Genomic DNA, 21,557 nt, shown 5'->3' with positions numbered 1-21,557 from the left:
CCATCGCCCGGTAGTAGCGCTCCGCGCCGGCCACCACCTCCGCGTTCTGCCAGGCCGAGCACCGGGAGGACCAGCGGGATGTAGCCGTACCCGCTGCCGAACTGCGACCAGACCGTCTCGTCGGGGAAGAGCTCCGGGTCGGCGAGGCTGAGGGCCCCGACGCCGAGCACCCCGACCAGCTCCACGGCGCAGCACGCCAGGGCGACGCGCCGCCCGGCGGCGCCGGCGCGGGCCAGCCCCACCGCCGCGACGATGTAGATGGCCGCGGCGAGGGCGGAGAGCAGGTACGCCACGGGCGCCTCGTCGAACTTCGTGGCGATCTGCAGGCCGGCGCGGCTCGTCGCGGCGATCGCGAAGAGCAGGTAGACCGCGATCAGCAGCCGTCCCGGGCCGGCGTTGGTCCGCTTCACCTCCGGGGCGCGCACGTCAGCCACCCAGCGCCTCCCAGGTCTGCTGGAGCCGTACGGCGACCACCGGCGTGACCAGGCAGACCGCGCAGACGATCGCCGAGCCCCAGCGCGTCGGCTCCATCCGGGCCAGCACCCAGGCCAGCGGCGGCAGGCAGACCAGCGTCGCCAGGTAGCCGAAGAAGGCCCCCGGCTCGCCCGGCCGCTCGCCGCCGCCGATGGCGACCAGCGCCAGCGCCGCCAGCGCGAGCAGCGCCACCTCCAGCACGGCCAGGCCGACGAACTGCGCCCGGTCCGGCGCGCGATGCCGCAGCGTGGCGACCAGCGCCCAGGCGGCGACGAGGAGCGACAACACGATCGAGGCGGTCGCGAGGAGCCCGTCCACCGGCGAACCCGCCGACGCCGCGCTGGTCATCTGGGCGATCCGGGGTGCGGTTCGGTCACCGGCACAGCCTACTAACCCGCGTAGTACACCCCGCCACCCGCCGCCCCGTCGCTTCACCGGCCGCCCGCCGCCTTCGTCCGCTCGCCGCCCGTGGCCTTCCTCGCCGGCCGCCGGGGGAGCCTTCGTCGGCTCGCTGCCGGTCGCCTCCGTCGGCTCGCTGCCGGTCGCCTTCGTCGGTTCGCCCGCCGGGCGGCTGGCGGCCGTCGGCGTCGTCCGGGCGGGCGCGGGATCGGGCGACTAGCGTGGACCGGGGCCACGGGTGCCGTGGCGGGACGATGAGGTGGGGGTACTCGTGGTGCGGTTCGGGTTGTTCGGCACCGGTCACTGGGCAGCGGAGACGCACGGCGCGGCGCTGGACGCGCACCCGGGGGTCGCGTTCGCCGGCGTGTGGGGCCGGGACCCGCGCAAGGCCGCCGCCCTGGCCGAGCGCTACGGAGTGCCGGTGTTCGACGACGCCGACGCCCTCATCGACGCCTGCGACGCGATCGCCGTGGCCCTTCCCCCCGACGTCCAGGCCGGCATCGCCGTCCGCGCGGCCACCGCCGGCCGGCACCTGCTGCTGGACAAGCCGCTCTCGTTGAGCGTCGCCGACGCCGACCGGGTGGTCGACGCCGCGCAGGCGGCGGGGGTGGCCTCGGTGGTCTTCTTCACCGGCCGCTACCAGCCGGACGTCGCCGCCTTCCTCGCCGCGACGGCCGCCGTCGGCGGATGGCACACCGCCAAGGCGATCCGGTTCGGGTCCATCTTCCAGCCCGGCAACCCCTACGGGGCCTCGCCCTGGCGTCGGGAGCACGGCGCGCTGTGGGACGTCGGCCCGCACGCGCTGTCGATCCTCCTGCCGGTACTCGGCCGGGTCACCCGCGTCGCCGCGATGGACGGGCCGCGCGGGCTCGTCCACCTGCTCCTCACCCACGACGGGGGCGCGACCAGCACGGTGTCGCTGACCCTGGACGCCCCGCAGGAGGCGGTGAGCCGGGAGTTCGTCTTCTACGGCGAGAACGGCGTGGAGACCGTTCCGGCCGGGGAGGGCGACTCGGCGACCGCGTTCGGCGTGGCCATCGACCAACTGCTGGAGGAGATCGGGTCGGGCACCCGGGACCACCGCTGCGACGTGCGCTTCGGCCGCGAGGTCGTCGCCGTGCTCGCCGCCGCCGAGACCGCCCGCGTCGAGGGCCGCACCGTCGACCTGCCGGCCTGAGGCGGAGGAGCACCCCGCCCGGCCGGGAGGGCGCCGCCGAGGCGGAAAAGCGGTCGCCTCGCGGGGCCGGGCGCGGCTAGTGTCGGCCGCATGTCCGCGCACGCTCTGATCGAGGGGGTCGGCACGCCGGCCGCCTTCGGGCCGCTCCTGGTGGCCCGCCCGCGAGTCCGGCGTCCGGCCCTGGCCGGCGCGACCCGCGACTGACCCCGCACCGCACCCGCGGCGCCACCGCCCCGGCATCCCCGGGCACGGCGCCGTCCCCGCCACGCATCCGGGCCCCGTCCCGGGGCTGAGTGCCGCCTGTCGGCGCCACCCCGGTCGCCCACCGCGGCGTGGCGGTTCGCCGTGCGCCGCCGATTCCCGCGTTCCGCGTCCCGCACAGGGCCGTCCGAGTCCCCGACCACTCGGACAGGCCCCGCTCGCGGCTGCCTGTCCGCTCCGTCGCCGCACGGCGACAGACAGGACGACGACCCGTGGCGCCCCGCCGTACCCGAGCAACCGAACGCGACCGGTCCCGTCGCGTACTCTCCCAGAACTTCCTCGCCGACCCGGCCGCGATCGCCCGGATGGTGCACGCCGCCCGCCCCGGGCCCGACCGGCTCCTGCTGGAGGTGGGTGCCGGCCGGGGCCAGCTCACCCGGCCGCTCGCGGCCCGCTGCCGGCACCTGACGGCGTACGAGGTGGACCCGGCCGCCGGAGCCGAGCTGGCCCGGGTCTGCGCGGCCCTGCCGAACGTGACCCACCGGCAGGTCGACTTCCTCACCGTTGCCCCGCCGCCGGAGGAGTTCGACGTGGTCGGCAACATTCCCTGGTCGCTGACCTCGGCCGTGGTGCGCTGGTGCCTGGGCGCGTCCGGCCTGGGCGCGGCCACCCTGCTCACCCAGTTGGAGTACGCCCGCCGGCGCAGTGGCGACTACGGCCGGTGGACCAGGCTGACCGTGCTGACCTGGCCCGAGTTCGGCTGGCGGCTCGCCGGGCGGGTGCCCCGCACCGCGTTCCGCCCGGTGCCGGGGGTGGACGCCGGCATCCTGCGGCTCCAGCGGCGGCCGGAGCCGCTGCTGGCCGCGTCGGCGCTGCCGGCGTACCGCCGGATGGTGGAGATCGGCTTCGACGGGGTCGGCGGCTCGCTCGCGGCCTCGCTGGCCCGGCACCACCCGCGGGCGCGGCTGTCGGCGGCGCTGCGGGCGACCCGGCTCGACCCGGCCACCCCGGTCGGGCACGTCTGGCCCGAGCAGTGGCTGGTGCTGTTCCGGCTGCTGCACGCCCGCTGACGGCGCTGCCGCACGCCCGCTGACCGGCCGCTGCGCGCCCGTTGACGGCGCTGCCGCACGCCCGCTGACGGTCAGGCCAGCGTGTTCAGGGCCTCGCTTAGCTCGGCGGGGGAGTCGAACTCCTCCGCCGGCAGGGCCCGCAGCGTCTGGAGCATCTCCGTGCTGACCCCGTTCTCCTGGCCCCAGCGGACCAGGTCCTCGCGGGAGACCGGGTAGTCGAGCCCGGCCAGGTACTCCTGCAACTGCACGCCGGTGACGGTCATGCCGGCGGGCTACCCGCTCAGCCCGCCGGCACACCGCCCCGCCGATCGACGATCGGCGGTTTGCCCCGGCGGCGCGCCGGGTAGCCGCCGGCATGCTGGTTCAGCGGCTCGGCGCGCCGAGCGACTTCGACCCGTTGCTGGAGCGCGTCCGGGACGCCCGGATCGTGATGATCGGCGAGGCGACGCACGGCAACTACGACTACTACCGCCTGCGCGAACAGCTCACCCGCCGGTTGATCGCCGAGTGTGGGTTCTCGTTCGTCGCCGTGGAGGGGGACTGGCCCGACTGCGACCGGGTGCACCGCTCGGTGACCGCCGCCCCGGGCGGCGCCGTCGAGCCGCGTACCGCGCTGGAGCGCTTCGAGCGCTGGCCGACGTGGATGTGGGCGAACGCCGAGGTGGCCCGCTTCTGCTCCTGGCTGCGGGCGTGGAACGTGGAGCGGCCCGAGGACGCCCGGGCCGGCTTCCACGGCCTGGACGTCTACAGCCTCTGGGAGTCCATGCAGGCGATCTTCGACTACCTCGGCGAGGAGGACCCGAACTCGCTGGAGGCGGCGCAGGACGCGTACCGCTGCTTCGAGCCGTACGGCAAGCGGGTCGAGGAGTACGGGATGGCGAGCCGGTTCGTCTCCGCCCGCTGCGAGGAGGAGGTCGTGCGGCTGCTGGCGCGTACCCGCGAACAGGCCGCCGGGGACGGCCCGGGCAGCTTCTCGGCCTGGCAGAACGCGGAGGTGGTGGCCGGCGCGGAGCGCTACTACCGGGCGATGGTGCGCGGCGGGCCGGATTCGTGGAACATCCGGGACACGCACATGGCGGACACCCTGGACCGGCTGCTGGAGCGCTACGGTCCGGGCGTGCGGGGCGTCGTCTGGGCGCACAACACGCACGTCGGCGACGCCCGGGCCACCGACATGGCCGCCGACGGGATGGTCAACATCGGTCAGCTGGCCCGCGAACGGCACGGTGCCGACGACGTGGTCCTGGTCGGCTTCGGCGGCTACCGGGGCACGGTGATCGCCGCGCCCCGCTGGGGCTCGCCGGCCGAGGCGATGGTGGTGCCGCCGGCCCGCGCCGGCTCGGTCGAGCACCGGCTGCACGAGCTGATGCCCGAGCGGGCGGTGCTGGTCTTCGGCGGCGACGACCAGCCCGCCTGGGTCACCGGGACCGCCGACCACCGGGCGATCGGGGTGGTCTACGACCCGTCGTTCGAGTCGTGGGGCAACTACGTGCCGACCCGCCTGGGGGAACGCTACGACGCCTTCGTCTGGTGCGACGAGACGACGGCCCTGCACCCCCTCCCGGCGCTGACCGCCCCGGGCGAGATGGAAACCTACCCGGCCGGCGTCTGACCCCCGCTCCACCGCGTGATCATGCAGTTGTGGTGCCCGTTACCGCCGGTTTCGCCGGTTGTGCGGGGCACCACAACTGCATGATCGACAGGTTGGTGGGTCAGGCGCGGGCGGGGGAGGTCTCGTCCAGGTGGGCGCGCAGGCCCTCGCCCTCGATGTCGACGTTGGGCAGGATCCTGTCCAGCCAGCGGGGGAGCCACCAGGCCCGCCTGCCGAGCAGCGACATCACGGCCGGCACGATGGTCATCCGGACCACGAACGCGTCGATGGCGACGCCGACCGCGAGCGCGAAGCCCATCGACTTGATGACCGGGTCGTCGAGGAAGACGAAGCCGCCGAACACCGAGATCATGATCAGCGCGGCGGCGGTCACCACCCTGGCGCCGTGCCCCATCCCGTTGATGGTCGCCTGCTGTGCGGTGTCGCCGTGCACGAAGTCCTCCCGCATCCGGGAGACCAGGAAGACCTCGTAGTCCATCGCCAGGCCGAACAGGATGCCGATCAGCAGGATCGGCAGGAAGCTGACCAGCGGGCCGGGCGTGTCCAGGCCGACCAGGTCCGCGAGGTGCCCCTGCTGGAACACCGCCACGGTGATGCCGAAGGTGGCGGCGACGGTGAGCAGGAAGCCCAGCGCGGCCTTGACCGGCACCAGCAGCGAGCGGAAGACCAGCATCAGCAGCAGCACCGAGAGCCCCACCACGAGCAGCAGGTAGACCGGCAGGGCGTCGGAGAGCTTCTCGGAGACGTCGATGCCGATCGCGGTCGCCCCGGTCAGCAGCACGTCGACGTCGCGGAAGTCGCCCACCGCCGCGCGTACGTCGTTGACCAGGGTCTCGGTGGCCTCCTCGGTCGGGCCCGTCTTCGGCACCACCCCGAGCAGCGCGGTGCGCCCGTCCGGGCTGAGCTGCGGCGGGGCCACCGCGAGGACGTTCTCGGTGCGCTGGACCAGCGCGGTGACCTGCGGGATGGCGGCCGCGGTCGCCTGCGGGGTGTCCCCGGCGACCACCACCGCGAGCCGGCCGGTGAAGCCCGGCCCGAAGCCCTCGGTGATCAGGTCGCTCGACTCCCGGGCCGGCGAGCCGACCGGCGCGGTGCCCGCGTCGGGCAGCGCCAGCCGCATGTCGGGCGCGGGCAGCGCGAGCAGCCCCAGCCCGATCAGCCCGACCAGGATGACCGGCACCCGGAACCGGGTGACGAGGCGCGCCCAGCGGAACCCGAAGCCCGACCGGTCCTCGGCCGGCGGGGTGGCCGTACCGGCGGCGTCGACCGCCCCGTCCCCGGCCGGCACCGTCGAGCGCAACTTGCGGGGCAGCACCCTGCGGCCGGCGAAACCGAGCAGGGCCGGCTGGAGCGTGATGGCGACCAGCACCGCGACGGTGACCGTGCCGGCGGCGGCCAGACCCATCACGGTCAGGAACGGGATGTTCACTACGGCGAGCCCGGCCAGCGCGATGACCACCGTGGCGCCGGCGAAGACCACGGCCGAGCCGGCGGTGCCCACGGCGCGGCCCACCGCCTCGTCCGGCGGCAGACCCTCCATCAGGTTCTGCCGGTAGCGGGAGGTGATGAAGAGCGAGTAGTCGATGCCGACCGCGAGGCCGAGCATCAGGGCGAGGATCGGCGCGGTGCTGCTCAGGTCGACCACGCTGCTGATCGCGAAGAGACCCGCCATGCCGACGCCCACGCCGATCAGCGCGTTGAGCATGGTCATCCCGGCCGCCACCAGCGAGCCGAACGTGACCACCAGGACGATCGCGGCGACCGCCACACCGATCGCCTCGGTGGAGCCGACCTCCGGCACGCTGCTGAGCACCTCGCCGCCGGGCGCGACCTCCCAGCCCTGGGCCTCGGCCCGCTCGCCGACCTTCTCGTACGCCTCGCGCTGGGCGTCGGTCACCTCGTCGGCGCCGGTGGCGAACTGGACCTGGACCAGCGCGTACCGGCCGTCGGGGGAGACCGCCCCCACCTGGAACGGGTCGACGGCGCCGACGACGCCGGGCAGCGTCGCGGCCTCCTGGGCGAGTTCCTTCACCACGGCCTGCCCCTGCGGGCCGGCGAGCGCGCCGTCGGCGGGCGCCTTGACCGCGATCGTGCCGGTCGCGCCGCTGGCCGCCGGGAACTGCTCCGCGAGCAGGTCCAGGGCGCGCTGCGACTCCGTGCCGGGCATGGTGAAGTTGTCGGCTATCGGGCCGCGCAGGGTCGCGGCGGCGAGGCCGAGACCGACGAGTACGACGAGCCAGATGGCCGCGACGAGTCGCCGCCGGCGCATCGAGCCCCGGCCGAGCCGGTAGAGCAGGGTGGCCATGAGTTCCTTGTCCTCGGTCGTGGATGGTTGGGGACGGATCAGTCGACGGGCTCCAGTGCCCGCCGGGCGAGTGCCAGCAGGGCGGCGCGCAACTCCTCGTCGGACACGTCGCCGAACTCCCCGCAGCTCTCGGAGATGCCGGCGAGCAGCACCAGCGCCGCGATCCGGGCGGACGGGCGTCGCGGGTGCCCGGCGAGCGCGTCGACCAGCCGCTCGGAGATCCGCTGGATGTGTGCGAAGGCGGGCTGCTGGAGCAGCTCCGGGAACTCGCCCCGGAGCAGGGCGATCTCGCGCCGGAAGCGGACCGCGAGGTCGACGAAGCCCTCGGCGGCGACCCGCTGGGCGGCCGCGCCGCGATGCGCGCGGATCTGCTCGTCGAGCGCCTGGAGGACGCCGATCGCCGGGGCCATCAGCTCGGTGAGGATGGCCTCCTTGTTGGCGAAGTGGTAGAGCACCGCCGCCTTGGAGCAGCCCACCTCGCGGGCGATGTCCTGCAACGAGGTGCCCCGGTAGCCGGTCGTCGCGAAGCGTCGCGCCGCCGCCGCGAGGATCTCGTCGTGCGTCTCCGGAACCATTCGCGCCATGCCGGCCCACCTCCCCGACCAGCATGCCTGACCGATCGGTCAGACCCTGACCGATCGGTCAGATGAAGGGCGTGGCGTTCCCCACACGCACCCGAGGTTTACTCCGCCCGCGCCGTCAGTCGGCCGCGCCGTGCGCCCGGTCGTACGTGGCCCGGGCGTCGGCGATCGCGCCGCGGTGCCGCTCCGCCCAGCCGGTCAGGGCGACCAGCGACTCGTAGAGCTCCAGCGCGATCGGGGTGGCGGTGTACTCCACCTTCAGCGGGACGGTCGGATGGACCTCCCGGTGCAGCAGGCCGTCGCGTTCCAGGTTGCGCAGGGTCAGGGTGAGCATCCGGCGGCTGATCCCCTCCACGCAGCGCTCCAGCTCGGTGAAGCGCACCGGGCCCTGGGAGGCGGCCACCAGGATGCCGATGCTCCACTTTCCGCCCACCCGGTCGAGCACCTCGCGGACGGTGCAGGCCTCGACCCGGCCGGAGGCGGAGGACCCGTCGGCCGCCCCGCACGCCCGCGACGTCGGGCGGCCGGTCGCATCGCTGTTCCGCTGGGACATGGGGTGCCTCCTCACGCTCCGCGTCATGGTCACAGGGCCCGGTGCCGGCAACAAAACCGTACGTCCGAGGGAGGGGTCAGCGGGCGGTGAGGACGTGGGCCAGTGCGTCGAGGGCGGCCGGGTAGGCGTGCGAGTGCGGGGTGGCGCCCTGCCGGCGGGCCACCTCCCGGTGGAACGCGAGCCCCGGATCCTCCATCGCCAGCACCGGCCGGCCCGCGTCCCGCAGCACGGTGGCCAGCAGGACCGGCGCCTGCACGTAGCCGGTGGTCACCACGATCCGGTCCGGGTCTGCCAGCACGCCCCGGCCCCGGCCCAGGTAGCCGGCGAGCGCGCAGCTCGATCCGCCCGCGCGGGTCCCCGTAGCCGTAGGCGGACGCCGGGGCGGCGGCCAGCGCCCGGCGGGTCGCCCGCGCAGCCAGTCGGCGACCGGGAAGGTGCCCACGTCGGGGCTGCCGGTGCGCAGGTCGTACCGGGGCGCGGCCGGGCCGGGCGGCGGGGTGGCCGGCGGCGCGGGGCCGCGCCGCAACGCGCTCACCTCGGTGCCGGAGCCCACCCGGGCCACCAGCCACCCCTCGGCGGCCAACTGGTCGTACGCGGCGCTGACCGTGCCCCGGGACAGGCCGAGCTGCGCGGCGAGCGCCCGGGTGTCGGGCAGCCGGGCCGACGGGGCGAGCCGGCCGTCCCGGATCGCGTCGCGCAGCGGCCGCTCCAGCCCCGTCCGGCGCCCGGCCGACGCGTCCAGCTCCAGATGCGGGTCGACGCCGAAAGCGGCCCAGTCCATCGGCACGGCATTGGAGCTTGGAGTCGGGCGTCGGCCGGCCGAGAATCGGCGTATGACCGACGACCTTGCCGGCCGGGCGGCGGCGCTGCGCGCGCTGCACCGGCCCGGTGACCCGCTGACCCTGCCCAACGCCTGGGACGCCGGCTCCGCCCGCCAGGTCGCCGCCGCCGGCTTCCCGGCCGTGGCGACCAGCAGCAGCGCCGTCGCCGAATCGCTCGGTCACGCCGACGGCGAGGCCACCCCGCCGGGGGAGATGTTCGCCGCCGTGGCCCGCGTCGCCCGCGCCGTCGCCGTCCCGGTCACCGCCGACCTGGAGCGGGGGTACGGGCTGCGCCCCGCCGAGTTGGTGGAGCGCCTGCTCGACGCCGGGGCGGTCGGGCTCAACCTGGAGGACTCCGACCCGCGTACCGGCCGGTTGCTCGACGCCGGGGCACAGGCGGACCTGCTGGCCGAGGTCCGGGCGGCGGCCGACGCTGCCGGGGTGCCCGTGGTGCTCAACGCCCGGATCGACGTCTTCCTCGACGCCGGCGGCGACCCCGCCGCCCGGCTCCCCGAGGCGGTCCGCCGGGCCATCCGCTACCTCGCCGCCGGCGCGGACTGCGTCTACCCGATCCTGCTCGCCGACCCGGGGGCGCTGTCCGCGCTGGTGGCGGCGGTGCCCGGCGCGGTGAACGCGCTCGCCCGGCCCGGCGCGCCGGCGGTGTCGGAGCTGGCCGCGCTCGGGGTCGCCCGGGTCAGCTACGGCGGGGGCCTGTACGCCGCCGCGCGCGGGCACACCCAGCGGCTGCTCGACGCCGTCGCGGCCGGCGGCGACCCATTCGTCGCGGCCGGCTCCGATCCGTTCGTCGCGGCCCGCCCCGCCGCGTCCGGTTGACCGCCGGCCCCCGGGCGGCGAAGGTGGTCGGATGAGTGGCGCTGACGAGACCCGCGACGGGGTGTCGCTGACCAACCTCGACCAGCCGCTGTTCGACGGCGCCGACGCCACCAAGCGGGATCTGGTCGACTACCTCGACGCGGTGCGCGAGCGGATCCTGCCGCAGCTGCGCGGCCGGCCGCTGTCGGTGATCCGGGTCCGGCCGGGGCAGCCGCCGTTCATGCAGAAGAACCTGCCGAAGTACACCCCGGACTGGGTGGCCCGCATCCCGGTCTGGGCCGAGGCGTCGCACCGCGAGATCTCGTACGCGCTCTGCGACGACCGGCGCACCCTGCTCTGGTTCGCCAACCAGCGCGCGGTGGAGTACCACCCCACCCTGGCCACGGTCGACGACCTGCACCGCCCCACCCACCTGGTGCTGGACCTCGACCCCCCGGAGGGGGACTCCTTCGCGTTGGCGGTCGCCGCCGCGCGGCTGGTCCGGCAGGCGCTCGCCGACGCGGGGCTCGCCGGTGCGGTGAAGACCAGCGGGGCCAAGGGGGTGCACGTCTTCGTGCCGGTGGCGCGGGGCGCCACGGTGGAGGACATGGCCGCCGCGACCCGCGCGGTGGCCGCCCGCGCCGAACGGTTGGACCCGGCGCTGGCCACCACCGCCTTCATCCGCGAGGACCGGGGCGGCAAGGTGTTCGTCGACTCGACCCGGGCCGGCGGGGCGACCGTGGTGGCCGCCTACAGCCCCCGGCTGCGGCCGGGCGTGCCGGTCTCCTTCCCGGTCGACTGGGCCGACCTGGGCGACGTGACCCCGGCGGACTTCACGATCCGTACCGCCCCGGCGCTGGTCGCCGAGCGCGATCCCTGGGCCGAGCGGCTGCCCGCGCCGCAGCGACTCCCGGCGGACCTGGTCGCGGAGGGCCACATCATCCCGGTCGCCCGCGTGCAGGCCATGCACGAGGGCAAGCGCCGGGCCCGCGCCCGCCGCGCCGCCGACTGACGTACGCCCACCGCCCCCCGGACCCCTTCGGTCACCTGTCGCCGGCCACCCGTCGGCCTGTCGCCTGTCGGCCCTCCGTCGCCTGTCGGTCCCGCCTGGCGTGGGGCCTCCTTCGGCCATGCCTGTCGGCCACCTCGGGCTACGTCGGGAAGCGACGCCCGACCGCGCGGGCGGGCGACCGCTCCGTGCCGCCGTACGTCCAGAGTCGACCCCGCGTTCGCGCCGTCGGGCGGCAGACGGGCGGCGGCGGCCGCCCTAGCGTCGACGACGACCCCAGCGGACGGCGCCGGCACGGCGTCGACTGGATCGGCAGGAGGACCCATGACCCGCGACAGGCTGACCTGGACGGTGCTCATCGCTCTGGTGTGGACGGCGATGATGTCGTTCGGCGGCGTCGCCGCCGAGACCGTGATGCTCTACCCCAACATCTTCGGCGACCCCCCGGCGTCGCTGGACCGGGCCCGCGAGTTCCTGGTCGCGGGCGGCCCGAGTGACTACTTTCCGCCGCTCGGCGCTACCGTCGTGCTCGCCTGCCTCGCGGCGGCGGTGCTCACCTGGCGCGACCGCCGGCTGCGCTGGTGGATCGCCGGCGCGGCCGTGGTCTTCGTCGCCTGCGAGTTCCTCTTCTCGGTCTTCTTCTTCTGGCCGCGCAACGAGATCATGTTCGTCGACCCGGTCGGCACGCACTCCCCGGAGTACCTGCGTCAGGTCGCGGCCGAGTTCGTCGCCGGGCACCGGGTGCGGCTGGTGGGTGGGGCGGTGACGGCCGCGTTGGCGTTCACCGCGCTGCTGCGCTGGGCCCGCGCGACCGCCCCTCGGACCTGACGGAACGCCCGACGCACTTCCGCCCGCCCCGACCGGGCGGCGACCGGAGCACAGGAGAGGCCGTCGACCGGGCAACCTGGTCGGCGGCCTCGCCTCTCTGCTGGCGACCCATGATCCACTAGGTAGTCTTCCGCTCATGATCGCGCTGCCTCGCCTCGCGTTCATGCGCGAGCCCGCGGCGCCCGCGGCCCGCTCCGCCGCCACCCGTGCCGCGGCCAGTCCAGCTCTGAGGAGGATCTGGTGATCAGAGCCCATGCGAGAACCCTGGCCTTGATCGTCGGCGTGCTTCTCGTCCCGTCGATCATGGTCGGATGCGCAAGGAATGAGGATTCGGGGGAGACCAGGATCTTCGAGATCCAGAACACGGAGGAAGTCTTCGGCAGGAAGGACGAAGACGCCGTGACCGTCAGGAAGCACTACATGATCCTGAACCCACCCCAGGAGCTGACGGAACTGAAGGAACTGGTCGAGAAGTACGGCAAGGAGCACCCAGTCGAAGGGGAGATCGAAGCGGCGGCGGGGAAGACCCGCTTCTTCCACATGTACTTCTACCGGGAGAGCGACGACCTGCCGAGGAACTGGCAGCCGGACGAGGGCTACCTGAGCACGGACCGGATGGAGCACCACAAGAACGATCTCATTGCGGCGATCGGTTGGTCGGACGCCGACCCGCAGAAGGAGTACTCCAGTTATGAAAAGAGCAAGGAGGGGAAGATCGTCAAGCGGATGCGTTTCGTGGGAGACAGGCTTGTCGAGTGAGGCTGGGCGCCCGCCAGGCGATGACCGCGCCGAGCTTCGGCACGCATCGGGTGCAGGCGTCCGTCACGGGCCGCTGAGAGCCGAACGTGGCCGAGCGTACGACAAAGGCCGCTGCCCGGGCGTGCCCTGGTCAACGGCCTTGATCGTGCTCATCGTGGTGCCCCCGGCAGGATTCGAACCTGCGCCCCCGCCTCCGGAGGGCGGTGCTCTATCCCCTGAGCTACGGGGGCTCAGCGACTCGAGAAGACTAGCAAACGCCTCCCCGGAACGCCGAATCGGTATCCGGTGCCCGCCCTCGTGTCGCCCTGCCCGGTGCCGCCCGCGCGGCGCGCCGCTCCAAGGGAGGGCGGACGCCCTCGGGCGGCACGAGTGGAACCCCACGGTGGTGTCCCGTCGTCCGACGCGACCATGGCGTTCCACTCGTCGATGCCCGCCGGCCGCTTCGGCCGCCGGGCCGCGGTCGGCCGGGCCCGGCGCACCCGACGTCGGGCGTACGGCGCCGGAGGTGTGGGTGGTCAGGCGGCGACGGCGCGGCCACAGCTGGGCAGCGGGTGCAGCACGATGCGGCGGGGCAGACGCCGGGGCCACTCGTTGCGGGGCCAGGAGCCGTCCACGATCAGGTGCACGGTCCGCTGCTCCTCGCCGCTGAGCCGCAGCACGAAGTCGCGGGGGAGCGGCGGGTCGACCGACGGTGTGGTGATCATGAAACGCACCCGGCCGCGGGACGAGACGGCGGAGATGACGTCCGCCGCCGGCATCGTGCCCCGCAGGCGTACCCGGCCGATCCAGTAGACCTCGGCGAGGTGCTCCTGGGCCGCCCGGGTGATGGCCGGGTACTCGCTGCGCACCCAGCGCTCCACCGCGCCGACGCAGAGGCCGCAGGCCCGCTCCCGGGGCTCCCGCGGGCCCAGTCCCCAGGCCCGCAGGTACGCCCCGACCGCCCCGGCGTCCATGGGCGCCTCGAAGCGGCGCTGGATGAGGGCGTGCAGGCTCTGTCGCGTCCACAGCTCCTCGTCCAGCCCCAGCTCGTCGGGGTAGACGCCCCGCAGGACGTCGATGAGTTCGAGCTCCTGTTCGCGGCTGAGCGTTCCCGGCTCGCCCTGCCGCTGTCCGCGACGGACGGCTGCCACCGCCCCGTCACCGCCGATGGTGTGGCGCCGGCACCAGCTGGTGACCGAGCGCCGTGCGTCTCTCAGTGCAACCCCCACGTCCTGCGCAACGAGCCCGAATCGCAACTGGTCACGATATGTGTGGAGAAAACTCCCTTAGCGTCAGAATCGGGCGTTCCGGTCAATCGGGTCGCGTGCCCGCCAAGCCGGACCGCCGAGCGGTCCCGGCGTGGTGCACCGCAGGGACGGAGAGCGGCCCGAGGGTGGGCAGGGCGCGACGGTCGGGCCGGTCACCGGGGGCGGGAAGTCGCTTCGGCCTCGGGCCGGGAACGGCGAGAGGTCCGCGTCGGGCCGGGTGAACCGGCGGCGACGCGGACCTCTCGACGGACGGCGGAGGCGGGGTCAGCCGCCCAGCCGCTGCAGCGCGTTCTGGAGATTGGTGAGGTCGTTGCGCTGGGTGTTCTTCATGGTCTGCGCGGTCCTGACCACGTCCGGCTCGTCGCTCACGTCGAGGATGCCGTCGATCATGTGGATGCCGCCCAGGTGATGCTTGATCATCAGTTGCAGGAAGAGGACGTCCAGCTCCCGGCCCTCGGCCGCGCGCAGCTTCGCCATCTCCTCGGGGGTGGCCATGCCCGGCATCAGCCCGTTCCTGACCAGCCCGGCGCCGTCGGACATCCACGACATCGACGGCTGGCTGCCCGCCGGGTCCAGCCCCCACGAGCGTAGCCAGGTGTGCATGGTGCCGATCTCGCCCTGCTGGGCGGTGGCGATGTCCCCGCCGATGCTGCGGACCTCCGGGTCCGCGCCCTCGTCGAAGGCGATCAGGCCCATCTCCACCGCCTGCGCGTGGTGGGTCATCATGTCCCGGGCGAAGCCCGCCTCCGCCGAGGCGTCGCCCGGGCGGGTCAGCCGGGGCGTCAACAGGCCACCGGCGTAGCCGAGGAGCAGCCCGACCACGACGGCCAGGGCCAGCGCGGCCGTGCCCCAGCGGACCGGCGGGCGCCGCTCCTCCGGAGCCGGGCTGGCCGGCTCGCTCGTATCGATCATGGTCGGGATGCTCATCGCTCTCCTCAGCCCTGCGGCATCTGCTGGGCGTCGTCACGCGGCGTGGTGCCGGTGGCGGTGATGCCCTGGCTGCACAGCGCGGTCGGGCCCTCGACCGAGGCGTTGACCTTCAGCGTCTTGATGAACTCGTCGATCCGGCCGTCGTCGGCGTTGTCGACCTTGAGCTGGTAGCCCCACGCCTGGAGCGAGATCGGCTTGTCCAGCCCCTCGAACGGGCTGAGCATCAGCTTCTCCTTGCCCCGCACCTTGTCGGCGAGCTTCGTCACCTGGTCGGCGGGCAGGTCGGGGCGGTAGGTGATCCAGACCGTGCCGTGCTCCAGGCTGTGCACCGCGTGCTCGTTGGCGATCTGGGCGGGGTAGACGTCACCCATGCAGTTCTGCCAGGCCGCGTTGTGCGGGCCGGCCACCGGCGGCAGCACCGTGTAGGTGATCGGCCCCGTCTTGTGGTTGCCGCCGGCCACGAGGTCCTTGTCCTTCTCGCGGTAGTTGACGATGCCCTCGATCGCGTCCGCCCGGTCCTCCCAGGGCTTGGCGCCCTGGAACGTCGCCCAGGCGCCGTAGCCGATGATCGCCACGGCCAGCACACCCACGGCGACGAAGAGCGCGATCGGCCCCCAGGAGCGGCCCTGGCTCACCTTCACCGGGGCGATGGGCTTGCGGCCCTTGCCCCCTGCGCCGGGACGGGTGCCCGTCGGCTTGCCGGACCCGGCCTTGGCGCCGGTGGATCCGGTCCTGGCCGCGCCGGACCCGGCCTTGGCGCCGGCGGCCGGCCGGCCCGCCGCCGGCTTCTTGCCGGTGCTGACCACGTTCGGACGGCGCTCAGGGCCGCCCGGGGTGCTGATGCTCATGGTGCCTCGTCAGGTCGGTCGGTCAGGGGATCCGGCGGGCCGGTCTCACACACTGGGTCGCCGCCGCGGGTGCCGAGTCTACCCCCGATAACATGGATCGGTGACTCCCGCAGAACTCGCCGAGGTCGTCCTATCCGCAGCCCACGCCGTCTTCACCGAGCGTGGCCTGGACCGCTCCGCCCTGCCGGAGCGGACGGTGGTCGAGCGACCCCGCAACCCCGAGCACGGCGACTACGCCTCCACGCTGGCCCTCCAGCTCAGCAAGAAGGTGGGCGTCCCGCCGCGCGAGCTGGCCACGGCGCTGGCCGACCAGCTCGGCCGGGCCCCGGGGGTCAAGTCGGTGGACATCGCCGGCCCGGGCTTCCTCAACATCCGGCTCGACGCGGCCGCCGCCGGGCAGCTCGCCCGGGCGATCGTCGAGGCCGGTGAGGCGTACGGCCGCAGCGACCGGCTCGCGGGCCAGCGGATGAACCTGGAGTTCGTCTCGGCGAACCCGACCGGCCCGGTGCACATCGGCGGCGTCCGCTGGGCGGCCGTCGGCGACGCGCTCAGCCGGCTCCTGCGCGCCACGGGTGCCGACGTGGGCACGGAGTACTACTTCAACGACGCGGGCTCCCAGATCGACCGGTTCGCCCGCTCGCTGCTCGCCGCCGCCAAGGGCGAGCCGGCCCCCGAGGACGGCTACGCCGGGGCGTACATCTCCGAGATCGTCGACGCCGTCCGGAAGATCCGCCCCGACGTGCTGGAGCTGGACGACGACGCGGCGCAGGAGGTCTTCCGGGTCGAGGGCGTGCAGCTCATGTTCGCCGAGATCAAGTCCTCGCTGCGCGGCTTCGGGGTCGAGTTCGACACCTACTTCAACGAGAAGGACCTGCACGACCGGGGCGAGCTGGACCTGGCCCTCCAGCGGCTGCGCGAGCAGGGCCGGATCTTCGAGTCCGACGGCGCGACCTGGCTGCGCACCACCGACTTCGGCGACGACAAGGACCGGGTGCTGCGCAAGTCCAACGGCGAGTGGACCTACTTCGCCGCCGACTGCGCCTACTACCTCGACAAGCGGGAGCGCGGCTTCGACCGGGTCGTGATCATGCTGGGCGCCGACCACCACGGCTACATCGGCCGGATGAAGGCGATGTCGGCGTGCTTCGGCGACGACCCGGAGCGCAACCTGGAGATCCTGATCGGCCAGATGGTCAACCTGGTCCGCGACGGCGCCCCGGTCCGGATGAGCAAGCGGGCCGGCACCGTGGTGACCCTGGAGGACCTGGTCGACGCGATCGGCGTGGACGCCTCCCGGTACGCGCTGGCCCGCTACTCCAGCGACTCCCCGATCGACATCGACGTGGAGCTGTGGACCCGCGCCACCCGCGACAACCCGGTCTACTACGTGCAGTACGTGGCGGCCCGGACGGCCAGCGTCGGCCGCAACGCCGCCGAGGTGGGGCTGACCCGGGGCGACGCCGAAGCGTTCCGCCCCGAGCTGCTCGGGCACGAGAAGGAGAACGAGCTGCTCAAGGCGCTCGCCGAGTTCCCCGCCGTGGTGGCCGCGGCGGCCGAGCTGCGCGGCCCGCACCGGGTGGCCCGCTACCTGGAGGAGCTGGCCGGGGCCTACCACCGGTTCTACGACGAGTGCCGGATCCTGCCGCGCGGCGACGAGGAGGTCACCGACCTGCACCGGGCCCGGCTCTGGCTGAACGACGCCACCCGCACCGTGATCGCCAACGGCCTGCGCCTGCTCGGCGTATCGGCCCCCGAGAGGATGTAGCTCACCCATGCGAGCGCGAGGAGTGAGCTTGCGAGCCCCGCAGGCGCGAAGGGAAGAGCGGTAATGCGTGCTCACGAGGCCGGTGCGCTGCACGGCGACATCGGCAGCCGGGGGCCGGCGTGGCTGCGTCCCCCGGTCGACGTCAACGCCCTGGTGCCGCAGCTCTGGCCGCGCAACGTGACGCGCGACGGCGACGGCGTGCTCGCCGTCCCCGGGCTCGGCGTCCGCGACGTCGCGGACGAGTTCGGCACCCCGGTGTACGTCCTCGACGAGGACGACCTGCGCTCGCGCTGCCGCGACTTCCGCACCGGCTTCGACGGCGTCGACGTCTACTACGCCGGCAAGGCCTTCCTCTGCCGCGCGGTGGTCCGGATGATCTCCGAGGAGGGCCTGCACCTCGACGTGTGCACCGGGGGCGAGCTGGCCACCGCGCTGTCGGCCGGGATGCCGCCCGAGCGGATCGGCTTCCACGGCAACAACAAGTCGGTGGCCGAGCTGACCCGGGCGCTCAACGCCGGGGTCGGCCGGATCATCCTCGACTCGTTCGACGAGATCGACCGGCTCACCGCGCTCGCCCGCGAGCGGGGCGTCCGCCCCCGGGTGATGATCCGGGTCACGGTCGGCGTCGAGGCGCACACCCACGAGTTCATCGCCACCGCCCACGAGGACCAGAAGTTCGGCTTCTCCCTCGCGGGCGGGGCGGCGGCCGAGGCGGCCTTCCGGGTGCTCGACGAGGGCGTGCTGGAGCTGCGCGGCCTGCACTCGCACATCGGCTCGCAGATCTTCGACGCCAGCGGCTTCGAGGTCTCCGCCCGCCGGGTGCTCGGCCTCCAGGCGCAGATCCGCGACGCGCGCGGGGTGGAGTTGCCCGAGCTGGACCTCGGTGGCGGCTTCGGCATCGCGTACACCACCCAGGACGACCCGGCCACCCCGCAGGACCTGGCGAAGCGGCTGCGCCGGATCGTCGAGTCCGAGTGCGCGGCGGAGCGGCTGGCGGTGCCGCACCTGTCGATCGAGCCGGGCCGGGCGATCGTGGGGCCGGCCGTGTTCACCCTCTACGAGGTCGGCACGGTCAAGGACGTGGACGGGATCCGGACGTACGTGAGCGTCGACGGCGGGATGAGCGACAACATCCGTACCGCGCTCTACGACGCGTCCTACTCCGCGACGCTGGCGTCCCGGGCGTCGACCGCCGAGCCGATGCTCGCCCGCGTGGTGGGAAAGCACTGTGAGTCCGGGGACATCGTGGTGAAGGATGAATTCCTGCCCGCCGACGTGCAGCCCGGAGATCTTGTCGCGGTGCCGGGCACCGGTGCCTACTGCCGGAGCATGGCCAGCAACTACAACCACGTGCCCCGCCCCCCGGTGGTCGCGGTGCGCGACGGCCAGGCGCGCCTGATCGTCCGGCGGGAGACCGAAGAGGACCTGCTGGCATTGGATGTGGGATGACGTCACCTGTGCGCCTGGCACTGCTCGGCTGCGGCACGGTCGGTAGCGAGGTGGTCCGGCTGCTGCACGAGCAGGCGGGCGACCTCGCCGCCCGGATCGGCGCCCCGCTGGAGATCGCCGGCATCGCCGTACGCCGTCTCGGCCGCGACCGGGGCGACCTGCCGGTCGACCCGACCCTGTTCACCACCGACGCGCTCGGCCTGATCAAGCGCGACGACGTGGACGTGGTCGTCGAGGTCGTCGGGGGCATCGAGCCGGCGCGGGGCTGGCTGGTGGAGGCGCTGCGGGCCGGCAAGAGCGTGGTCACGGCCAACAAGGCGCTGCTCGCCGAGGACGGCGCCGCCCTGCACGACGCGGCGGCCGAGGGCGGCGGCGACCTCTACTACGAGGCGTCCGTGGCGGGGGCGATCCCGCTGCTGCGCCCGCTGCGCGAGTCGCTGCACGGCGACCGGATCAACCGGGTCACCGGCATCGTCAACGGCACCACCAACTTCATCCTCTCCGCCATGGACGCGACCGGCGCCGGCTTCGCGGAGGCGCTGGAGGAGGCCACCGAGCTGGGCTACGCCGAGGCCGACCCGACCGCCGACGTGGAGGGCTTCGACGCGGCGGCCAAGGCGGCCATCCTCGCCTCGCTGGCGTTCCACACCCGGGTCGGCGCGGCCGACGTGCACCGGGAAGGCATCACCGAGGTCACCGCGGCCGACGTGGCCAGCGCCAAGGCGATGGGGTGCACCATCAAGCTGCTCTGCATCGCCGCGCGGGGCGCCGACGCCGCCGGCCGCGAGACGGTCAGCGTGCGGGTGCACCCCGCGATGATCCCGCTGGGCCACCCGCTGGCCAGCGTCGGCGACGCGTTCAACGCGGTCTTCGTCGAGGCCGAGGCGGCCGGGCCGCTGATGTTCTACGGCCGGGGTGCCGGCGGCGCGCCGACCGCCAGCGCGGTGCTGGGCGACGTGGTGGCGGTCTCCCGCAACCGGCTCGCCGGGGTGCGGTCGGCCAGCGAGAGCGCGTACGCCGACCTGCCGGTGCGGCCGATGGGGGAGGCGCTGACCCGCTATCACATCAGCCTGGACGTGGCCGACCGGCCGGGTGTGCTGGAGGCCGTCGCCGGGGTGTTCGCCCGGCACGACGTGTCGATCGCCACCGTGCGGCAGGGCCCGGCGGGCGGGGGCCCGGCCGGCCGGGGCGAGGACGCCGACCTGGTCATCGTCACCCACGTGGCGCCCGACGCGGCGCTCGCCGCCACCGTACGCGAGCTGCGTGGGCTGGACATCGTCCGCTCGGTGGCGAGCGTGCTGCGGGTGGAGGGCGGGCTGTGACAGTCTCTGGCCCCGCCCGGGCGGCTCGCGGTCGCCACGGCAGGTGCGGGCGGTGACCGGTTTCCGGGCCGCCCCGGCGGGGCGGGCGCTTGCGCGTCTCGCCTGATGGTTAACTGCGGGTGCGCCGACGGGCACCGGGCGATGCTGGTCCAGGCTGGAGGCGTACCCGGCGCGGCGGGGCGGTAGAGGCGAGGGAGAACGACATGTGGCGGGGTCTGATCGACGCGTACCGGGACCGGCTGCCGGTCACCGACGCCACCCCGGTCGTGACCCTGCACGAGGGGAACACCCCGCTGCTGCCCGCGCCCGTGCTCTCCGCCCGGCTCGGCTGCGACGTGCACCTGAAGGTGGAGGGCGCCAACCCGACCGGCTCGTTCAAGGACCGGGGCATGACGCTCGCGGTCTCCAAGGCGGTCGAGGCCGGCAACAAGGCGATCATCTGCGCCTCCACCGGCAACACCAGCGCCTCCGCGGCGGCGTACGCGGCCCGCGCCGGCCTGACCTGCGCGGTGCTCGTGCCGCAGGGCAAGATCGCGCTGGGCAAGCTGGCCCAGGCGCTCGTGCACGGGGCGCGACTGCTCCAGGTCACCGGCAACTTCGACGACTGCCTGTCGCTGGCCGCCAAGCTCGCCCAGGACTACCCGGTCGCCCTGGTCAACTCGGTCAACATCGACCGGCTGCACGGCCAGAAGACGGCCGCCTTCGAGATCGTCGAGGCGTTGGGCGACGCGCCCGACATCCACTGCCTGCCGGTCGGCAACGCCGGCAACGTCTCCGCCTACTGGATGGGCTACTCGGAGGAACTGCGGGACGGCAACGCCACCCGGGCCCCGAAGATGTACGGCTTCCAGGCAGCCGGCGCCGCCCCGATCGTCAGCGGGCAGGTGGTCCGCGAGCCGTCCACGATCGCCACCGCCATCCGGATCGGCAACCCGGCGAGCTGGACCAGGGCACTCGACGCCCGGGACTCCTCCGGCGGCCTGATCGCCGCCGTCACCGACCGGGAGATCCTGGCCGCGTACCGGCTGCTGGCCCGGGAGGTCGGGGTCTTCGTCGAGCTGGGCAGCGCGGCCAGCGTGGCCGGCCTGCTCCAGCAGGCCGCCGCCGGTCGGATCCCGGCCGGCTCGACGGTGGTCTGCACGGTCACCGGCCACGGCCTGAAGGACCCGGAGTGGGCGATCTCCACCGCGCCCGTGCCGACCACCATCGCCAACGACCCCCTGGCCGCCGCCCGCTGCCTCGACCTGGCCTGAGCCGCCGGCGGATCGGCACCGGTCGACGCCGAGGGGAGTGAGCCGGCGCGGCCGAGGCGAGTCCTGTGCATAGGACGCGGGCAGGGCCGACCGGGGTCGGTCAGGCCGGGTGGGGGAGAATCCGAACCCCCGCCAATCGCC

General features: G+C 74.2%; 21 protein-coding genes and 1 tRNA gene. 11 read left to right on the top strand and 11 right to left on the bottom strand.

Annotation, left to right across the window (positions count from 1 at the left end; all coding sequences use genetic code 11):
- Together ACSNN9_RS07850 and ACSNN9_RS07845 are read right to left on the bottom strand one after the other, a co-directional pair.
- A partial coding sequence (locus ACSNN9_RS07850; protein WP_436672162.1) for a hypothetical protein occupies positions 1-434 on the bottom strand: 434 nt, incomplete at its 3' end.
- A complete protein-coding gene (locus ACSNN9_RS07845; RefSeq protein WP_436672160.1) occupies positions 427-822 on the bottom strand; it encodes a hypothetical protein in 396 nt (131 codons plus the stop codon). The genes ACSNN9_RS07850 and ACSNN9_RS07845, both read right to left, overlap by 8 nt.
- Positions 823-1,144: 322 nt before the next feature.
- Here ACSNN9_RS07845 and ACSNN9_RS07840 point away from each other — a divergent pair, with 322 nt between their 5' ends.
- On the top strand, positions 1,145-2,050 hold the full coding sequence (locus ACSNN9_RS07840; RefSeq protein ID WP_436672170.1) for a Gfo/Idh/MocA family protein: 906 nt from the start codon (positions 1,145-1,147) through the stop codon (positions 2,048-2,050).
- A 473-nt stretch (positions 2,051-2,523) separates the two neighbouring features.
- Entirely contained in the window at positions 2,524-3,321 is a 798-nt protein-coding gene (gene erm, locus ACSNN9_RS07835; protein WP_436672159.1) for an ErmE/ErmH/ErmO/ErmR family 23S rRNA (adenine(2058)-N(6))-methyltransferase, read from the top strand.
- 71 nt (positions 3,322-3,392) lie between these two features.
- On the opposite strand, the gene ACSNN9_RS07830 is transcribed toward erm, so the two are convergent.
- Complete coding sequence (locus tag ACSNN9_RS07830; RefSeq protein ID WP_357878135.1) at positions 3,393-3,584, bottom strand: DUF2795 domain-containing protein; 192 nt, start codon at positions 3,582-3,584, stop codon at positions 3,393-3,395.
- 92 nt (positions 3,585-3,676) lie between these two features.
- Between ACSNN9_RS07830 and ACSNN9_RS07825 the strand changes: the two genes are divergently transcribed.
- Positions 3,677-4,933: an erythromycin esterase family protein gene (locus ACSNN9_RS07825; RefSeq protein WP_436672157.1), complete on the top strand. Its 1,257-nt coding sequence runs from the start codon at positions 3,677-3,679 to the stop codon at positions 4,931-4,933.
- 100 nt (positions 4,934-5,033) lie between these two features.
- Here the strand turns inward: ACSNN9_RS07825 and ACSNN9_RS07820 are convergent, their stop codons facing one another.
- The 4 genes from ACSNN9_RS07820 to ACSNN9_RS07805 all read right to left on the bottom strand — a co-directional run bounded on the left by ACSNN9_RS07820 (position 5,034) and on the right by ACSNN9_RS07805 (position 9,153).
- The gene (locus ACSNN9_RS07820) at positions 5,034-7,238 is read right to left on the bottom strand and encodes an MMPL family transporter (RefSeq protein ID WP_436672156.1); all 2,205 of its coding nucleotides are present in this window, start codon (positions 7,236-7,238) and stop codon (positions 5,034-5,036) included.
- Between the two features lie 38 nt (positions 7,239-7,276).
- On the bottom strand, positions 7,277-7,822 hold the full coding sequence (locus tag ACSNN9_RS07815) for a TetR/AcrR family transcriptional regulator (protein ID WP_436672153.1): 546 nt from the start codon (positions 7,820-7,822) through the stop codon (positions 7,277-7,279).
- Between the two features lie 115 nt (positions 7,823-7,937).
- Positions 7,938-8,372, bottom strand: coding sequence for a winged helix-turn-helix transcriptional regulator (locus ACSNN9_RS07810; protein WP_436672152.1), 435 nt, complete (start codon positions 8,370-8,372; stop codon positions 7,938-7,940).
- A gap of 76 nt (positions 8,373-8,448) precedes the next feature.
- Positions 8,449-9,153 carry a GntR family transcriptional regulator gene (locus ACSNN9_RS07805; RefSeq protein ID WP_436672149.1) on the bottom strand — a complete coding sequence of 235 codons (705 nt, stop codon included), beginning with the start codon at positions 9,151-9,153 and terminating at the stop codon, positions 8,449-8,451.
- A gap of 52 nt (positions 9,154-9,205) precedes the next feature.
- Between ACSNN9_RS07805 and ACSNN9_RS07800 the strand changes: the two genes are divergently transcribed.
- The 4 genes from ACSNN9_RS07800 (at position 9,206) to ACSNN9_RS07785 (ending at position 12,602) form a co-directional block, all read left to right on the top strand.
- Entirely contained in the window at positions 9,206-10,027 is an 822-nt protein-coding gene (locus tag ACSNN9_RS07800) for an isocitrate lyase/PEP mutase family protein (RefSeq protein ID WP_436672147.1), read from the top strand.
- Positions 10,028-10,058: 31 nt separating this feature from the next.
- Positions 10,059-11,018: a non-homologous end-joining DNA ligase gene (ligD, locus tag ACSNN9_RS07795; protein WP_436672145.1), complete on the top strand. Its 960-nt coding sequence runs from the start codon at positions 10,059-10,061 to the stop codon at positions 11,016-11,018.
- Positions 11,019-11,339: 321 nt separating this feature from the next.
- Complete coding sequence (locus ACSNN9_RS07790) at positions 11,340-11,843, top strand: anthrone oxygenase family protein (RefSeq protein WP_436672142.1); 504 nt, start codon at positions 11,340-11,342, stop codon at positions 11,841-11,843.
- 240 nt (positions 11,844-12,083) lie between these two features.
- Positions 12,084-12,602 (top strand): hypothetical protein, encoded by a 519-nt coding sequence (locus ACSNN9_RS07785; RefSeq protein ID WP_436672141.1) that lies wholly within the window; start codon positions 12,084-12,086, stop codon positions 12,600-12,602.
- Positions 12,603-12,757: 155 nt separating this feature from the next.
- On the opposite strand, the gene ACSNN9_RS07780 is transcribed toward ACSNN9_RS07785, so the two are convergent.
- The 4 genes from ACSNN9_RS07780 to ACSNN9_RS07765 form a co-directional block, all read right to left on the bottom strand.
- Positions 12,758-12,832, bottom strand: a tRNA-Arg gene (locus tag ACSNN9_RS07780).
- A 285-nt stretch (positions 12,833-13,117) separates the two neighbouring features.
- A complete protein-coding gene (locus tag ACSNN9_RS07775) occupies positions 13,118-13,810 on the bottom strand; it encodes a winged helix-turn-helix domain-containing protein (RefSeq protein WP_088998637.1) in 693 nt (230 codons plus the stop codon).
- Between the two features lie 303 nt (positions 13,811-14,113).
- A complete protein-coding gene (locus tag ACSNN9_RS07770; protein WP_358081381.1) occupies positions 14,114-14,776 on the bottom strand; it encodes a DUF305 domain-containing protein in 663 nt (220 codons plus the stop codon).
- An 8-nt stretch (positions 14,777-14,784) separates the two neighbouring features.
- Positions 14,785-15,627 carry a DUF3105 domain-containing protein gene (locus ACSNN9_RS07765; RefSeq protein WP_436672139.1) on the bottom strand — a complete coding sequence of 281 codons (843 nt, stop codon included), beginning with the start codon at positions 15,625-15,627 and terminating at the stop codon, positions 14,785-14,787.
- Positions 15,628-15,727: 100 nt separating this feature from the next.
- On the opposite strand from ACSNN9_RS07765, the gene argS reads away from it, so the two are divergent.
- The 4 genes from argS to thrC all read left to right on the top strand — a co-directional run bounded on the left by argS (position 15,728) and on the right by thrC (position 21,416).
- Positions 15,728-17,392 carry an arginine--tRNA ligase gene (gene argS, locus ACSNN9_RS07760; protein WP_436672138.1) on the top strand — a complete coding sequence of 555 codons (1,665 nt, stop codon included), beginning with the start codon at positions 15,728-15,730 and terminating at the stop codon, positions 17,390-17,392.
- A 63-nt stretch (positions 17,393-17,455) separates the two neighbouring features.
- On the top strand, positions 17,456-18,841 hold the full coding sequence (gene lysA / locus ACSNN9_RS07755; RefSeq protein WP_436672135.1) for a diaminopimelate decarboxylase: 1,386 nt from the start codon (positions 17,456-17,458) through the stop codon (positions 18,839-18,841).
- Positions 18,842-18,849: 8 nt separating this feature from the next.
- A complete protein-coding gene (locus tag ACSNN9_RS07750) occupies positions 18,850-20,163 on the top strand; it encodes a homoserine dehydrogenase (RefSeq protein ID WP_436672167.1) in 1,314 nt (437 codons plus the stop codon).
- Between the two features lie 203 nt (positions 20,164-20,366).
- A complete protein-coding gene (thrC, locus tag ACSNN9_RS07745; protein ID WP_436672132.1) occupies positions 20,367-21,416 on the top strand; it encodes a threonine synthase in 1,050 nt (349 codons plus the stop codon).
- Positions 21,417-21,557 lie beyond the last annotated feature (141 nt).

Source organism: Micromonospora sp. URMC 107, assembly GCF_051386315.1.
In the GTDB taxonomy this organism is placed as follows: Bacteria; Actinomycetota; Actinomycetes; order Mycobacteriales; family Micromonosporaceae; genus Micromonospora.
The sequence above is the reverse complement of the archived record's forward strand: the minus strand, read 5'-3'. Positions and strand labels throughout refer to the sequence as shown.

What these genes read in the sequence shown, in the direction of transcription:
- ACSNN9_RS07845 (WP_436672160.1), bottom strand. Translation starts at nt 822, where the DNA reads ATGACCAGCGCGGCGTCGGCGGGTTCGCCGGTGGACGGGCTCCTCGCG.
- ACSNN9_RS07830 (WP_357878135.1), bottom strand. Translation starts at nt 3,584, where the DNA reads ATGACCGTCACCGGCGTGCAGTTGCAGGAGTACCTGGCCGGGCTCGAC.
- ACSNN9_RS07825 (WP_436672157.1), top strand. Translation starts at nt 3,677, where the DNA reads ATGCTGGTTCAGCGGCTCGGCGCGCCGAGCGACTTCGACCCGTTGCTG.
- ACSNN9_RS07820 (WP_436672156.1), bottom strand. Translation starts at nt 7,238, where the DNA reads ATGGCCACCCTGCTCTACCGGCTCGGCCGGGGCTCGATGCGCCGGCGG.
- ACSNN9_RS07815 (WP_436672153.1), bottom strand. Translation starts at nt 7,822, where the DNA reads ATGGCGCGAATGGTTCCGGAGACGCACGACGAGATCCTCGCGGCGGCG.
- ACSNN9_RS07810 (WP_436672152.1), bottom strand. Translation starts at nt 8,372, where the DNA reads ATGTCCCAGCGGAACAGCGATGCGACCGGCCGCCCGACGTCGCGGGCG.
- ACSNN9_RS07805 (WP_436672149.1), bottom strand. Translation starts at nt 9,153, where the DNA reads ATGGACTGGGCCGCTTTCGGCGTCGACCCGCATCTGGAGCTGGACGCG.
- ACSNN9_RS07800 (WP_436672147.1), top strand. Translation starts at nt 9,206, where the DNA reads ATGACCGACGACCTTGCCGGCCGGGCGGCGGCGCTGCGCGCGCTGCAC.
- ligD (WP_436672145.1), top strand. Translation starts at nt 10,059, where the DNA reads ATGAGTGGCGCTGACGAGACCCGCGACGGGGTGTCGCTGACCAACCTC.
- ACSNN9_RS07790 (WP_436672142.1), top strand. Translation starts at nt 11,340, where the DNA reads ATGACCCGCGACAGGCTGACCTGGACGGTGCTCATCGCTCTGGTGTGG.
- ACSNN9_RS07770 (WP_358081381.1), bottom strand. Translation starts at nt 14,776, where the DNA reads ATGAGCATCCCGACCATGATCGATACGAGCGAGCCGGCCAGCCCGGCT.
- ACSNN9_RS07765 (WP_436672139.1), bottom strand. Translation starts at nt 15,627, where the DNA reads ATGAGCATCAGCACCCCGGGCGGCCCTGAGCGCCGTCCGAACGTGGTC.
- lysA (WP_436672135.1), top strand. Translation starts at nt 17,456, where the DNA reads ATGCGTGCTCACGAGGCCGGTGCGCTGCACGGCGACATCGGCAGCCGG.
- thrC (WP_436672132.1), top strand. Translation starts at nt 20,367, where the DNA reads ATGTGGCGGGGTCTGATCGACGCGTACCGGGACCGGCTGCCGGTCACC.